The sequence below is a fragment of the Streptomyces sp. NPDC021093 genome, from assembly GCF_044333135.1.
Lineage (GTDB): Bacteria > Actinomycetota > Actinomycetes > Streptomycetales > Streptomycetaceae > Streptomyces.
Genome location: NZ_JBIRQJ010000006.1, coordinates 533556 through 548048 on the forward strand (window position 1 = coordinate 533556; position 14493 = coordinate 548048).

A 14493-nucleotide genomic window follows, 5' to 3' on the forward strand; every position below is an offset into this window, starting at 1 on the left:
CGGGGCTCGACCCTCAGGGCTGCTGTCGTCCCCGGCCCGGCCCGGCGGTCAGCGCCGCTGCCGTCTCCGCCGAGACCGGGGCGGTCAGCGCCGCTGTCGCCACGTCGGCCAGATCGGCGACCGCGAGCGTGAGATCCGGTTTCCGCCGGGCCGGGTCGTGGCGGTGCGCCTGTACGAGGCGTTCCAGGCCGGCCAGCGTGTGCAGGGTGAGGCCGACGAAGTGGCGCCAGCGGCTCTCGCACAGGCGCGCGGGCAGCCCCCGGTCGGCCAGGCCGGCGAGGACGCGCGTGCGGTGGACGTCCAGGCCCTCGGTCCACGGCTGCGACGCGAGGTCGAAGGGGGCCATCTCGTCGACGTAGAGCGCGGTGGCGACGAACCGCAGGAACCAGCCCGACTCCTCGGTGGATTCGACGCGTTCGCGCATGGGGCGGATGAACGAGTCCACCAGCGCCCGCAGGTCCTCGCCCCTGCCCTGGGCGTCCAGCTCGGCCAGCTGGGCGAGGTGGCGCGCGTTGGCCGGGGTGAGCCTGCGTGCGTAGATCGCCTCAACCAGCTTCTCCTTGGAGCCGAAGTGGTAGGCGACGGCCGAGGTGTTGCGCTGGCCCGCCTCGGCCGCGATGGCCCGCAGCGAGACCGCCCCGACGCCGTACTGGGCGAACAGCCGCTCGGCGGCGGCGATCAGAGCCTCGCGCCCTTCACCCCGGCTGCCGTGGCGGCTTGGGGTGCTCGGGGTGCTCCGGCTGCTCCGGGTATCTGCCATGACCTCTTCCGCGGGCTCCACCGGCCGATTGTCACACCCCTTGTCCATCTAACGCAGATGCGTTAAACCTCGACGGGCGCCTCGGCAGTACGGCCGGCGTCCCCGGCACCACCTTCCGTCCACGGAGGTCACCCGTGCAGAAGAAGAGCCCCACGCGCAGGCCCAACATCCTCCTCGTCGTCTCCGACCAGGAACGGCAGCGCGGCTGGCTGCCGCCCGGACTCCGGCTGCCGTGGCGCGACCGACTCCGCGCGGAGGGACTGGAGTTCACCAACTACTGGACGCACTCCTCCCCCTGCTCCCCCTCCCGCGCCACCATGATGACCGGCCAGTACGTCCCCCAGCACGGCGTCGCGGAGAACATCATCTTCCCCTGGCAGCCGGAGCTGGACACGGCCGTGCCCACCATCGGCCACGCCCTGCGCGGCGCCGGGTACCGCACCTCGTACCTGGGCAAGTGGCACCTGTCCACCTCCGCCCGGCCGCACATGGAGGCCTACGGCTATGCCGACTGGGACGGCAACGACCACCACTGGATGGGCATGGCGGGCACCGGGGTGCACTTCGACCCGGTCATCGCCGAGGACGCGGCCCGCTGGCTGACGGTCAACGCGGCCTCGGACGACCCGTGGTTCCTGACCGTCGCGCTCGTCAACCCGCACGACGTGATGTGGTACCCGCTGGACCAGCCCGACTACCAGGCGGCCCACAAGGACCAGTTGGAGCTGGTCAGGCAGTTCATCGGCACCGGAGCCTTCGGCCGGGGCGAGGCGGTACCGGCCTTCGACGACACGTACGACGAGATCTTCGACGCCCTCCCCGAGAACTTCGACGACGACCTGCACTCCAAGCCCGACGTGCAGCGCCAGTGGCGGTACGACCAGCAGCACAGCCTCTGGGGCTACATCGACCCCGAGGACAAGCGCTCCTGGCTGCGCCACCTCGACTACTACGCCCGGCTGCACCAACTGGCCGACGAGTCGCTGGGCACGGTGCTCGGCGCGCTGGAGGCGAGCGGCCAGTGGGACGACACCGTCGTCGTCTTCACCTCCGACCACGGGGACATGTGCGGCTCGCACGGGCTCCGCTCGAAGGGCCCGTTCGTCTACAACGAGGTCATGAAGGTCCCCTTCTACGTGAAGGCACCGGGCCGCACCCGGCCCGGCACGGTGACCGACGCGCTGGCTTCGCACGTCGATCTGGCCTCCACCGTCTGCGGCCTGGCGGGGGCCGCCCCGGATCCGGCCTTCCGGGGCACCGACCTGACCCCGGTACTGGCCGACCCCACCGCCTCCGTACGGGACTACGTCCTGTTCGCGCACGACTCGGTGCACACCCGGCGCATCCAGCGGACGCGCTACGCGATCCGAGGGGTCTTCGACGGCCGGTACAAGTACGCGCGGTACTTCGGCGTCGGCGGCGGCCAGTGCGCCGACCGGCCCGTCGAACCGGAGCCGACCGAGATGGTCTTCGGCCCCGACGCGGACTTCGACGACCACGACCACGAGCTGTACGACCTGCGGGAGGACCCGCACGAGAAGACCAACCTCGCCCACGACCCGGCCCGCAGGACCGAACTGCGCGAACGCTTCGAGCGCCTCCGGGAGATCGAGGCGGTCGACTTCACCCGCTCTTGACGGGGCTCGCCTCCGCACGGGAGGACGCCTGCACGGTACGTGAGCGCAGGCGCGGCATCCGGAACTGTGCCAGCGCCACCCCGCCCACCAGCAGCGCCGCCGCGCACCACCGCAATCCGCTGACCTGCTCGTCGAGGAGGAAGGCCGCGGAGGTGATCCCGAAGACCGGTACCAGCAGGGTGAAGGGGGCGACCGAGGAGGCGGGGTGACGGCTGAGCAGGAAGCCCCACGCGCCGAAGCCGAAGACGGTCACCACCCAGGCGACGTAGAGGATGATGCCGACCCCGGTCCAGCTGAGGGCGGCGAGGGCCGCCACGTCCCGGTCCCAGCCCTCGAAGAGGACGGAGAGGGCGAGAAGCGGAAGCACCGGGACGGCCGACACCCAGACCATGAAGTTGAGCGGGTCGGGGGCGGCGGCCCTGCGGGTGAGGACGTTGGAGACGCCCCAGCAGGCGGCAGCGGCGATCACGAGGACGAAGGCGAGCACGGGGCCGCTCGCCCCCTCGTCGTAGGCGGCGACGCCGATGCCCGCGAGGGCGACCGCCATGCCCAACAGGCGGGTACGGGTGAGACGTTCACCCAGCGTCGCCATCGCGATGAGGGCGGTGAAGACGGCCTGCACCTGAAGGACGAGCGAGGAGAGACCGGCGGGCATCCCCTGGTCCATCCCGACGAAGAGCAGCCCGAACTTGCCTACCCCGAGCGCAAGCCCCACCCCCACAACCCACTTCCATGCCACCTTCGGGCGCCCCACGAAGAAGAGCGCGGGCAGGGCTGCGGCCAGGAAGCGGAGGGCGGAGAAGAGCAGCGGCGGGAAGTGGGAGAGGCCGACCTCGATGACGACGAAGTTGACTCCCCAGACGGCGGCGACGACGACCGCCAGGGCGATGTGCGCGGGGCGCATGGGCACGTGTGTGGACGTGGGGGTGGGCATGGGTCGAGGATCACGCCCACCGACCCTTTAGCACCAGCACGGATTCCTTCACCATGGGATGAAGCACTGCTTACGAAAAGAGGAGCCCGTGCTCGATCTCTCCCGGCTGCGCGCCCTGCACGCGGTGTCCGTCCACGGGTCGGTGGCGGGCGCCGCCACCGCGCTCGGCTACACCCCCTCGGCGGTCTCGCAGCAGATCGCGAAGCTGGAGCGCGAGACGCGGACGAAGCTGGTGGAACGACGTGGCCGAGGCATCGCCCTCACCGAGGAGGCCCTTCAACTGGCAGCCACCGCACAGGAGTTGCTGTCGATCGTCGAACGGGCGGAGACCGCTCTGGAGGAGCGGCGGGGCCTGCCGAACGGCCGCCTGACGGTCGGGGCGTTCGCATCGGCGGCACGGGGCCTGATGCCGGGCGCCCTGGCCGAACTGGCCCGCGCACACCCGGCGCTGGACGCCCGCCTGACCGAGGTGGACCCGCACCTCTCCGTCGACCTGGTCGCCAAGGGCGCCCTCGACCTGGCCGTCGCCCACGACTGGGACATCGCCCCGCTGCCCGCCCCTGAGGGCGTGGAGCAGGCCGTCATCGGCGACGACCGCTGCGACCTGCTGGTCCCCGCCGGTCACCCGCTGGCCGGGCGCACGGACGTACATCGGGAGGAACTGGCCGCCGAACGCTGGATCTGCCAGCCGCCGGGGACGGTCTGCCACGACTGGCTGATGCGCACGCTGCGGACCGCGGGCTACGAGCCGGACATCGCCCACCAGGCGGAGGAGAACCACACCCAAGTGGCGCTGATCGCCGCCGGGTTGGGGATCGCGATGATTCCCCGACTGGGGCGCGGGGCCCTGCCGGAAGGCGTGGTGGCGGTACGACTGGACCCGGTGCCGACGCGAAGGCTCTACGCACTGTGGCGGACGGGCGCGGCCCGGCGACCGGCGATCCGGGAGGCGGTGCGGGTGCTGCAGGAGCGATGGGAGGGGGTGGCGGCCGAATAATGTCTCACTTACACGTGCTACCGAGACATTCTTCCGACACCGACACCCGCACTCGCCCTCACTCCCGGCCCGCACCCCAGCTCGTCAGTACCCCACCCCGTACCCCACCGGATACAGCACCTTCGCCGGATCGTCCGCCCTCTGCACCGGCACCGGCAGTCGGCCTCCCGGCCGCACCCTGCCCGCCAGCACCCGCGCCGCGGCCTGCATCTCGACGTCCGTCCAGGAGTACGCGGCCAGCTGCGCACGCGCACCCGATCCCGTCAGTTGGGCCACGTCATAGGGGTTCTGGATCGCCACCGTCACGACCGGGACGCCCGTCGCCGCCAGCTCCGTCACCAGCGTCCGCTGTGCGCTCGCCGCCGTGACGTTGCGGGTCGCGACGACCACCGCGTCCGCACCGGTCCGTGCCGCCGCCACCGCCTCGTCGATCTTCGCGCGCGACGGGGCCGAGCCGGTGGACAGGGCCGTCGCGGTGAAGCCGAGGCCGGTCAGGGCGGCGGCCAGCACCGTCGTCGGCGGGCCCGTGGTCCCGGACGGGGACGCCGGGTCGACCCCCACCACCAGCACGCGCCGGTGCCGCCGCTTCGACAGCGGCAGCAGTCCGCCCTCGTTCACCAGCAGGGTGGTCGTCGCGTCGGCGATCCGGTCGGCGGCGGACAGGTGGGGGCGGATGCCCACCGTCCGGTCGACGCCCCGGTGCGTGACGTACGGGTGGTCGAAGAGGCCGCGCCGCGCCTTGAGCCGGAGGATGCGCAGGATCGACTCGTCGAGGCGGGCCTCGGTCAGCTCGCCGCCCCTGACCGCTGCCAGGACCGCCCGCCACGCCACGTCCAGGTTCGGCGGGTTGAGGAGCTGGTCGCAGCCGGCCTTGAGGGCGAGCACGGGCACCCGGTCGTCGCCGTACTTCGTGCGTACGCCCTGCATGCCGAGCGAGTCCGTGACGACGACTCCCCGGTAGCCGAGTTCCTCGCGCAGGATGCCGGTGAGGATGGGACGGGAGAGGGTGGCCGGGTCCTCGGCGGGGTCGAGCGCAGGGACGACGATGTGGGCGGTCATGATCGAGTCGATGCCGGCGGCGATCGCGGCCCGGAAGGGCGGGGCGTCGAGCGTCGACCACTCCTCGCGGGTGTGGTCGATGTAGGGAAGCTGGTTGTGGCTGTCGTCCTTGGTGTCACCGTGGCCGGGGAAGTGTTTGGCGGCGGTGGCGATTCCGGATCCCTGGTAGCCCTTCACCTGTGCCGCGACCAGTGCGGCCACCGACTTCGGCACGGAGCCGAAGGAGCGGACACCGATGACGGGGTTGGCCGGGTCGACGTTGACGTCCGCGTCGGGGGCGTAGTTCTGCCGGATGCCCATGGCGAGCAGTTCCGCCCCGGCGATGCGGGCGGCCTCGCGGGCGTCCCGGGTGCCCCGGCGGAACGCGCCCGCCCCCAGGGCCATCGCACCGGGCAGCAGGGTGGCCGGCTTGCCGACGCGGGCGACGATGCCGTGTTCCTGGTCGGTGGATATCAGCAGGGGTATCCGGGGGCTCCGGCCGAGGCCCTCGCGCTGGATGCCGTTGGAGAGGTCGGCGATCTGGTGCGGATCGCGGGTGTTGTGCGCCCAGGCGAAGTAGATGATGCCGCCGACGTGGTACTTGGCGATCAGTCCGGCGGCGTCACGGACCCCGATCTCCCTCATGTTCGCGTCGATGTCCGCCTGGTCGGGGTCGGTCGCGGTGTGCCCGTACACCCGCATCACGAAGAGCTGGCCGACCTTCTCCTCCAGGGACATGGCGGAGATGATCCGTCTCAGCCGGTCGTCGGAGGGGGCGGGCCGGTCGGCCGCCACCGCCGGTGCAGCTCCGGTGACGGCCGCGGCCACCGCGGCGGCGCTCGCGGCGAGGAGGGTGCGGCGGGAGGGACTGGTGAGGTGTTCCGGCACGGTGACCCCTTCTTGAAGCCCTTGAAGGAAACTTCCAGCGGGGTCACACTTGCCCGAAAGTAAGTACCCGTCAATATCCGCGCGGAGGTGCGGAGTTGAGGTGAAGAGGAGGGAAGGCGGGGGTGCCCGCCACCGGCGCATTCGGAGGGGGGCGCACCGGTGGCGGGGCGTGCTGCTGGCCGCAGGCGGTTGGAGAGGGGAGTCAGCGAACGCAGCCAGCAGCGAGGGCCGACACCGCTCTGCGGAGACTCACCAGCAGTACGGCGGTTGGACGGGGCGGGGTGCGGCCGGGTTCCCTGGAATCCGTGGTTCCGAGGAAGTTCCCCGGAATTGGTGCGCAATCGTACGCAAGTGACGGGTGGGGCCTGATCCGGGACCGCACGGACCCGTACGGCGGAATTGCCCCGCAAGCCTGGCGCACACCCACCACTTCGGGTCACTCTAGGCAGAACCGCATGGCAGAACTGCATAAGCGCCGAAGTGCAAAGGTATCGGGGGATGCTGCATGCGCAGGACATTGGGGACCATTGCGACATCGGTACGGCAGGCCGCCCTGGCCCTGGCGGGGGCCGGGCTGCTGATCATGGGCCTGGCGGGCTGCCAGGGCGGCTTCGGCGGCGAGGATCCGGGAAAGGCGGCCGACAACCGGCTGCCCGCCGCCTCCTCCGGCTACGGCGCGGTCTTCCTCGACGTCCGCGAGTGCAGTTCGTACGGGAAGACCCCGCGCGAGGTCTCCTGCGCCAGCGAGCGCGCCGCCGCCCGCGTCACCGCCCGCTACAACGGGCAGGCGGGGAGCGGCCCCTCCTGCCCGGCCACCACCGACTTCGTCCTGCACATCTCGCAGTCCCGGCCCACGAGCGACGAGACCGGCGACGGCGTCGTCCCGCGCGGCTACGCCTGCATGCGCAACCTCACCGCCCCGCACCCCGGCGACCCGGGCGGTGGCGGCGGCCCGCACACGGTCGTCGGGGACTGTGTGTACGGGGCGGGCGGCGGCCAGGTGAAGGAGACCCCGTGCGACGGATCGGGCGACCGCGCCCCGGAGTTCAGGGTGGAGCGGGCGGTCACCGGGCGGACCCTGTGCCCGTCCACCACCCGGCTGTACGTACAGCTGGACGGCGGACGGCCAGTGGGCTGCGCCCGCCCGGTGTAGTCGTCAACGGGCGGACGGGAAAAGGGAGTTACGGGCGCAGCGCCTGCTCCCTGTTCACCTCGGCCTTGTCCAGCTTCGCGTCGTACGCCGTCAGCCGCTTCGCCTTCGCCGGGTCCGACTGGACGGCGGTGGAGGCCACGCCCGCCCACTTCAGGACCTGGGCGACGGCCGCCGCCTGCTGGTCCGCGGGGAGCCCGGAGATGCGCGCGCCGTGGTTGGCGCCCGGCACGGTGTACACGTGGTTGTCGTTGCGGGCGCCGCCCGCGGGGGCGAATCGCTCGGAGCCCCACGGGTCGTTCTGCCCGTACACGAACATCATCTGGCGGGCGTCGCTGCGCACCCAGCGGTCGACGTCGCGCATCGCGGCGCCGCCGTCCCACTTCATGGGGATGTCGCGGGGCACGTACACCCGCGACTGGAAGTACTCGGGGCCCCACTTCATCAGGCCCTTGAGGTGCGGGTACTTGTACTGGGGAGCGCCGAGCTGGGTGCCCGCCTGGAAGTAGTACGGGGTGTAGCCGGACAGGTCCTGGTCGCTGGAGGAGGAGAAGCCGGACTTCGCGTCGAGGTAGTTGAAGATCTGGTCGTCGGTGGCGGTCTTCGCCACCGGGACGTCGCCGCACTCCTTCTCGGAGCTGTACTGCCAGAAGCCCCAGACGAAGTCGAGGACCGTGTTCTCGAAGCCCTTCTCGACGCTGCCGATCGTCTTGAAGGTGGAGCCGTTCTTCGCGGCCAGCGCCTTCGCCTTGGCGAGCAGCGGTCCGCGGCGGACCAGGGCCTCGCGCTGGAGGTTGCTGAGGCGGTCGCGGCACTCCTTGGTGGAGACCGTGCGGAAGAAGCGGTCGTACGCCGAGTCCTCGTCGTTGCGGACGTCGTTGGGGGCGACGTACGCGACGACGCCGTCCATGTCGCGCGGGTGGAAGCGCTCGTAGTAGGTGGCGGTCATGCCGCCCTTCGAGCCGCCGGTCGACAGCCACTTCTTCGCGTAGATGGCCTTGAGGGCGGTGAAGATGCGGTGCTGGTCGTCGGCGGCCTGCTTGATGTTCAGCTTGGACCAGTCGGCGGGCGCGGGCCGGGACGGCGTGAAGTACCGGTACTCCAGGGAGACCTGGTTGCCGTCGACGAGCGCGGTCGGCTCGGAGCGGCCGGGGTTCGTGGTGAGGCCGTAGCCGCCGGTGTAGAAGACGGTCGGGCGGTTCACGTCCTTGTGCAGCAGGCTCAGACGCTGCTGGAAGGTGCCGCGCTCGGGGTGCCGGTGGTCGATCGGCTGGGTGTAGTTGAGGACGAAGTAGCGGTAGCCGGCGTACGGCTTCTCCTCTATCAGGCTCATGCCCGGTATCGCGAGGATGCGGTCCTTGATGTCGACGGCGGCGGCTTCGCCGGCGGGTATCGCCGACGCCCCCGGTATCGCCGGTATCGGCTCGGCTGCCGTCGCCGTCCCCACCGCCCCGCCGGTCGCGCCGACGGTGCCTATGAGCACCGCTCCCGCGAGAACTCCCCTGAACGTCTTGCGCATTCGCCACTCCCCTGTCGGCACACGGACAACAGAGGTCAACCTAATGATCCCCAATCCCTCTTGTCTGTAGAGGAATGGGAAAGGAAGCGAAGACTCCAAGAAGACGGGCCCGAGAATCCAACCGCTCGGTGCGGGAAGTCCAACCCCTCGGTGCAGGAAGCCCGGCAGCTCGGCGCGGAAGTCCCGCCGCTAGCAGAGGATCCAGCCGGAAGCCGTGCTCTTCCCGCCCACCGAACCCTCCACCCGCACGCACCGGTTGAGCGCGTACACCGTCACCGGCCCGGCATGGCGCGTGTACGTCCCCGAGTCGACGGCCGCCCTGCTGCCGCGCGCCTGGACGCTCACCCGCATCTTCTGCCGCACGCCGGCCCGCTTGGCGACGGTCTGGGCGCACACGTACTGGCGGCTCTTGTAGACCCGGACCTCGCCGGTCGCGAAGCCGTACGTCTTGACCCGCACCCCCGCGCAGGCGGCCGCCGCCGCGTCGGCGGATCCGACGGCCGGACCGCCGAGGGCCAGCAGGCCGGCCGTCATCGTCACCGCGAGCGCGCCGATCGCTCTCCGTCTCATCTGTCCCGTCGGACGCATGGCTGCCCCACCTCATCGAACACACTCGCCCCGTTTTCCACGGGATCGTATGCGCGTACGACGCTTCACGGCCATGAATCGGTTGCACCGTGCACTGAAGGGCACGGAAGGGCACGGGAGAACGGCCCCTCAGACCGATGCCGGCTCGTCCTCCCCCACGAAGGTGCGCCACAGCCGCGCGTACCTGCCGTCCAGCGCGAGCAGTTCGTCGTGGGTGCCGTCCTCGACCACCCGCCCGTGGTCCATGACCACGACCCGGTCGGCGCGGGCCGCTGTGGTCAGCCGGTGGGCGACGACCAGGGTCGTACGGCGGCCGGTGAGCCGGTCGGTGGCCTGGTTGACCTGGGCCTCGGTGGCCAGGTCGAGGGCGGCGGTCGCCTCGTCCAGCAACAGCACGTCCGGGTCGACCAGCTCGGCCCGCGCGAGCGCGATGAGCTGGCGCTGACCGGCGGAGAGGTTGCGGCCGCGCTCGGCGACCGCGTGCAGATAGCCGCCGTCCAGCGTCGCGATCATGTCGTGCGCGCCGACCGCGCGGGCCGCCGCCTCGACGGCCGCGTCCGTGGCGTCCGGCCGCCCGTAGGCGATCGCGTCACGGACCGTCCCCGCGAAGAGGTAGGCCTCCTGCGGCACGACACCGAGGCGGTGCCGGTACGCGGTCATGTCGAGGTCGCGCAGATCGGAGCCGTCGGCGGTGACCCGGCCGCTGGTCGGGTCGTAGAACCGCGCGACCAGCTTGACCAGGGTCGACTTCCCGGCCCCCGTCTCCCCCACGAAGGCAACCGTCTGACCCGCCGGTATGTGCAACGAGACCTCGGACAGGGCCTCTTCCTCCTCCCCGTACTGGAAGGAAACGCCCTCGAAGGCGATCTCGCCGCGCAGCGACAGCACGTCCTTGGGGGCGTCCGCACCGACCGTGGAGGTCGGCTCGCGCAGCAGCTCCTGGATCCGCTTCAGCGAGACGGTGGCCTGCTGGTACCCGTCGAAGACCTGCGAGAGCTGCTGGACGGGGGCGAAGAACAGGTCGATGTAGAGCAGGTACGCGACGAGCGCGCCCGCCGTCAGCGTCCCGGCCTCGATCCGCCCGGCGCCGACGATCATCACGGCGGCCGCGGCCACCGACGCCAGCAGCTGCACGAACGGGAAGTAGACCGAGATCAGCCACTGTCCCCGCACCCGCGCCTGCCGGTAGCTGCGGCTGTTCGCGGCGAACCGCTCCCGTCCCGCCTGCTCCCTGCCGAAGGCCTGCACGATGCGCAGCCCGGCCACGCTCTCCTGGAGGTCGGCGTTGACGGCGCCGACCCGGTCGCGCGCCAGCTCGTACGCCTGGACGCTCTTCTTGCGGAAGAAGTACGTGCCGACGACCAGCAGCGGCAGCGTCGCGAAGACGACCAGCGCCAGTTCCACGTCGATGACGACGAGCGCCACCATGACGCCCAGGAAGGTGACGACGGAGACGAAGGCGGTGACCAGACCCGTCTGGAGGAAGGTGGACAGCGCGTCCACGTCGGTCGTCATCCGGGTCATGATGCGCCCGGTCAACTCCCGCTCGTAGTAGTCGAGTCCGAGCCGCTGGAGCTGCGCGAAGATCTTCAGGCGCAGCGAGTACAGCACCCGCTCGCCGGTCCGTCCCGTCATCCGGGCCTCGCTGATCTGCGCGCCCCACTGCACGAGTACGGCGAGCAGCGCCAGCCCCGCCGCCGTCCACACCGCGCCGAGCGCGAGCTGCGTGACGCCTTCGTCGATCCCGTGCCGGATCAGCACCGGCAGCAGCAGCCCCATCCCCGCGTCGACGGCGACAAGACCCAGGCTGACCAGGAGCGGGAGGCCGAAGCCGCGCAGCAGCCTGCGCAGTCCGTACGAGTCCTCGGGGGCGACGGCCCGCGCCTCGTCGATGTCCGGTACGCCGTCGGCGGGCGGCAGGGCCTCGACCTGGGCCAGCAGCTCGGGGGTCGCGGGCATTCCGGGCGCGTGGTCGGTCACCGTCCTGGCCGGGTCGGTCTCGTCCCGTATCCACAGGTCGGGGGTGATGCCGCGCTCGGCGTCGAACTCGGCGTCCAGTTCCGCCTGTACGGACCTGTCGTCCTCCACCGGGACCTGCGGCGGGGTGTGTCCCGGCGATACGCCGCCCAGCTCGTCGGGGTCGGTGAGGAGACGGCGGTAGAGGGCGGAGCGCTGCTCCAGCTCCGCGTGCGTACCGATGTCGGCGAGGCGTCCGCCGTCGAGGACGGCGATGCGGTCGGCGAGGTTGAGGGTGGACCGGCGGTGTGCGATGAGCAGCGTCGTACGCCCCGCCATCACGCCCTTCAGCGCCTCGTGGATCTCGTGCTCGACCCGAGCGTCCACGGCCGAGGTGGCGTCGTCCAGGAGCAGCAGCCGGGGATCGGTGAGGATGGCGCGGGCCAGCGAAAGACGCTGGCGCTGCCCGCCCGACAGCGTCAGCCCCTGCTCTCCGACCTTGGTGTCATACCCGTTCGGCAGTTCTTCGATGAAGCGGTCGGCCTGGGCGGCGCGGGCGGCGGTGCGTATCTGCTCGTCGGTCGCGTCGGGGACGCCGTACGCGAGGTTGGCGCGGACGGTGTCGGAGAAGAGGAAGCTGTCCTCGGGCACCAGCCCGATCGCGGCCCGCAGCGAGGAGAGCGTCAGCTCCCGCACGTCGTGCCCGCCGACCAGCACCGCCCCGCGCGACACGTCGTAGAAGCGCGGCAGCAGCAGCGAAACGGTCGACTTGCCGCTCCCGGAAGACCCGACGACGGCGACGGTCTCGCCCTCCCTGATCTCCAGCGAGAACCCGTCGAGGACCGGCCGGTCCTCCTCGTACGCGAAGCCCACGCCGTCGAACTCGACGGTGGCCGGAGCGTCCGCCGGAAGCTCCTTGGTCCCGTCCTCGATCGACGGCTCGGTGTCGATGAGCTCAAGCACCCGCTCCACACCGGCCCGCGCCTGCTGCCCGACGGTCAGCACCATCGCGAGCATCCGCACGGGCCCGACGAGCTGCGCGAGATACGTCGAGAAGGCCACGAACGTACCCAGAGTGATCTGCCCGCGCGTCGCCAGCCACCCGCCGAGCGCCAGCATGGCGACCTGGCCCAGTGCCGGGACGGCCTGGAGGGCCGGCGTGTACCGGGAATTGAGCTTCACGGTCCGCAGCCGTCCCGCGAACAGCCGCCGCGACACCTCCCGCAGCTTCCCGGTCTCCTGCTCCTCCTGCCCGAACCCCTTGACGACCCTGACCCCGGAGACGGCACCGTCGACGACGCCGGCGACCGCGGCGGCCTGCCCCTGCGCGTACCAGGTGGCCGGGAAAAGACGCTTCTTGCTGAGCCGGGCGATGAACCACAGGGCGGGGGCGACGGCGAGCGCGACCAGCGTGAGGACCGGGGAGAGCCACGCCATGATCACGAGCGAGATCAGGAAGAGAAGCACGTTCCCGATGGTCATCGGGAGCATGAACAGCAAGCCCTGGATCAGCTGGAGGTCGCTGGTGGCACGACCGACGACCTGCCCGGTGGACAGCTCGTCCTGCCGCCGCCCGTCGAGCTTCGTGATCGTCCCGTACATCTCGGTCCGCAGGTCGTGCTGGACGTCGAGGGCGAGCTTGCCGCCGTAGTAGCGGCGTATGTAGGTGAGGCCGTAGACGACGACGGCCGCGGCTATCAGCAGCCCCGTCCACACGGCCAGGGACCGCGTCCCCCTGCCGATCACGTCATCGATGACGATCTTCGTGATCAGCGGTACGAGGGCCATGACGGCCATGCCGGCGAGGGAGGAGCCGAGGGCGAGCAGGACATTGGTGCGGTACCGCCAGGCGTAGCCGGTCAGCCGCCGCGCCCACCCCGGTTCTCGTACGACTTGCTGCTCTTGCCCTGCCACGTGGTGCCTCCCGGTCGATCCATGTCCCACCGGAAGGCACCAACGCCGCGAGCTGCGGATTTCATCCCGCTGCAATGTTCCGCGCGACGTTCACCCGGGTGAAAGGGGGCGCGAACGGGGCGTACTCAGCGTGTCGGGGCGGGCCCGGAAGGCATCGGCGGAATCACTTCCTGCGGAGCTGCGGGCGGCACGACGGCCGGCACGGGCGCCTCGAAGGTGCGCGCCTTGCCGCCCGCGGCCGGGTTGAGGTCGCGGTGCACGGCCCGCGACACGGCCTGCACCGTGTCCACGCCCTGCTGCATCGTCTTGTTGCCGTGGCTCAGCACGGTGATCGTGTAATCGTGCCCGAGGCCGGTGAAGGCGCCCAGCGAGTGCACCCGCCACCCCTGCGAGGCACGTGGCAGCCACCCGTTCTTGACCTGTACGCGGGCCTGGCCCGGGGCTCCGGCCGGGGTGCCCCAGCGCTGGGCGGGCACGACGCGGGCCATCCGGTCGAGGACGTAGGCGCGCGAGCTGTCCTTGAGGACGCTGTTGCGCAGGGTGATCAGCCCGAGGAGCTTGCTCTGCTCCGCGGCGTTGACCTGGGTGAGCCCCCAGTAGCCGGCCGCGCCCGGCTTGGTCGCGGGCATCCCGGCGGCCTTCAGGAACGCGTTGATCTTCGCCACCCCGAGCTGCTTCCACAGCGCGGACGTCGCGTCGTTGTCCGACTTGGTGATCATGGCGTCGACGAGGCCGCGCTCACGGGCGGAGAGAGCCCGGTCGGTCTTCTGCGCGTCCCGCATGAGGGTCGCGAGGACGGTGACCTTGACGATGCTGGCGGAGTCGAAGCTGTTCCAGGCGCGCAGCGAGCAGTACGTCCGGCTGGAGTGCTCGTACACGGCGACCGCGACGGTGCCGGGCCTCCCGCGCAGGGCGGCCGTGATGTCCCCCTGGAGCTTCTTCGCGAGCCCGGCCTTGTTCGAACTGCAGGTCACCGCGGGAGCGGCAGCGGTGGCGGGAGCGGCAGCGGCCACCGGGAGGAGGACTCCGGTGGCGAGTGCGACGGCGGTGAGGCCTCTCGGTATGCCCTGTATTCGGTTGGTGCGTACGACCATGTCCCCGTGTCCCTGTCC

10 protein-coding genes are annotated in these 14493 nt (G+C 71.2%); 3 read left to right on the forward strand and 7 right to left on the reverse strand.

The features are described from left to right. Positions 1–13 precede the first annotated feature (13 nt). Positions 14–760 carry a TetR/AcrR family transcriptional regulator gene (locus ACH4SP_RS21315; protein WP_398417069.1) on the reverse strand — a complete coding sequence of 249 codons (747 nt, stop codon included), beginning with the start codon at positions 758–760 and terminating at the stop codon, positions 14–16. A gap of 134 nt (positions 761–894) precedes the next feature. On the opposite strand from ACH4SP_RS21315, the gene ACH4SP_RS21320 reads away from it, so the two are divergent. Continuing rightward, positions 895–2397 (forward strand): sulfatase-like hydrolase/transferase, encoded by a 1503-nt coding sequence (locus ACH4SP_RS21320; protein WP_398417070.1) that lies wholly within the window; start codon positions 895–897, stop codon positions 2395–2397. On the opposite strand, the gene ACH4SP_RS21325 is transcribed toward ACH4SP_RS21320, so the two are convergent. Beyond that, a complete protein-coding gene (locus ACH4SP_RS21325) occupies positions 2384–3301 on the reverse strand; it encodes an EamA family transporter (protein WP_398417214.1) in 918 nt (305 codons plus the stop codon). The two genes, ACH4SP_RS21320 and ACH4SP_RS21325, sit on opposite strands and share 14 nt — an antisense overlap. A gap of 118 nt (positions 3302–3419) precedes the next feature. On the opposite strand from ACH4SP_RS21325, the gene ACH4SP_RS21330 reads away from it, so the two are divergent. Then, positions 3420–4328, forward strand: a complete 909-nt coding sequence (locus ACH4SP_RS21330) for a LysR substrate-binding domain-containing protein (RefSeq protein WP_398417071.1) — start codon at positions 3420–3422, stop codon at positions 4326–4328. Positions 4329–4412: 84 nt separating this feature from the next. Here the strand turns inward: ACH4SP_RS21330 and ACH4SP_RS21335 are convergent, their stop codons facing one another. Next, entirely contained in the window at positions 4413–6254 is a 1842-nt protein-coding gene (locus ACH4SP_RS21335; protein ID WP_398417072.1) for a glycoside hydrolase family 3 protein, read from the reverse strand. A 505-nt stretch (positions 6255–6759) separates the two neighbouring features. On the opposite strand from ACH4SP_RS21335, the gene ACH4SP_RS21340 reads away from it, so the two are divergent. Continuing rightward, complete coding sequence (locus tag ACH4SP_RS21340; protein WP_398417073.1) at positions 6760–7407, forward strand: hypothetical protein; 648 nt, start codon at positions 6760–6762, stop codon at positions 7405–7407. A 28-nt stretch (positions 7408–7435) separates the two neighbouring features. Here ACH4SP_RS21340 and ACH4SP_RS21345 read toward each other — a convergent pair whose 3' ends face one another. From ACH4SP_RS21345 to ACH4SP_RS21360, 4 genes are all read right to left on the reverse strand, one after another. Beyond that, positions 7436–8923 carry a S28 family serine protease gene (locus tag ACH4SP_RS21345; RefSeq protein WP_398417074.1) on the reverse strand — a complete coding sequence of 496 codons (1488 nt, stop codon included), beginning with the start codon at positions 8921–8923 and terminating at the stop codon, positions 7436–7438. Positions 8924–9112: 189 nt separating this feature from the next. Next, complete coding sequence (locus ACH4SP_RS21350) at positions 9113–9493, reverse strand: hypothetical protein (RefSeq protein WP_398417075.1); 381 nt, start codon at positions 9491–9493, stop codon at positions 9113–9115. 147 nt (positions 9494–9640) lie between these two features. Continuing rightward, positions 9641–13381 carry an ABC transporter ATP-binding protein gene (locus ACH4SP_RS21355; RefSeq protein WP_398417076.1) on the reverse strand — a complete coding sequence of 1247 codons (3741 nt, stop codon included), beginning with the start codon at positions 13379–13381 and terminating at the stop codon, positions 9641–9643. 125 nt (positions 13382–13506) lie between these two features. Continuing rightward, positions 13507–14475 carry a serine hydrolase gene (locus ACH4SP_RS21360; protein ID WP_398417077.1) on the reverse strand — a complete coding sequence of 323 codons (969 nt, stop codon included), beginning with the start codon at positions 14473–14475 and terminating at the stop codon, positions 13507–13509. Between the last annotated feature and the right edge of the window lie 18 nt (positions 14476–14493).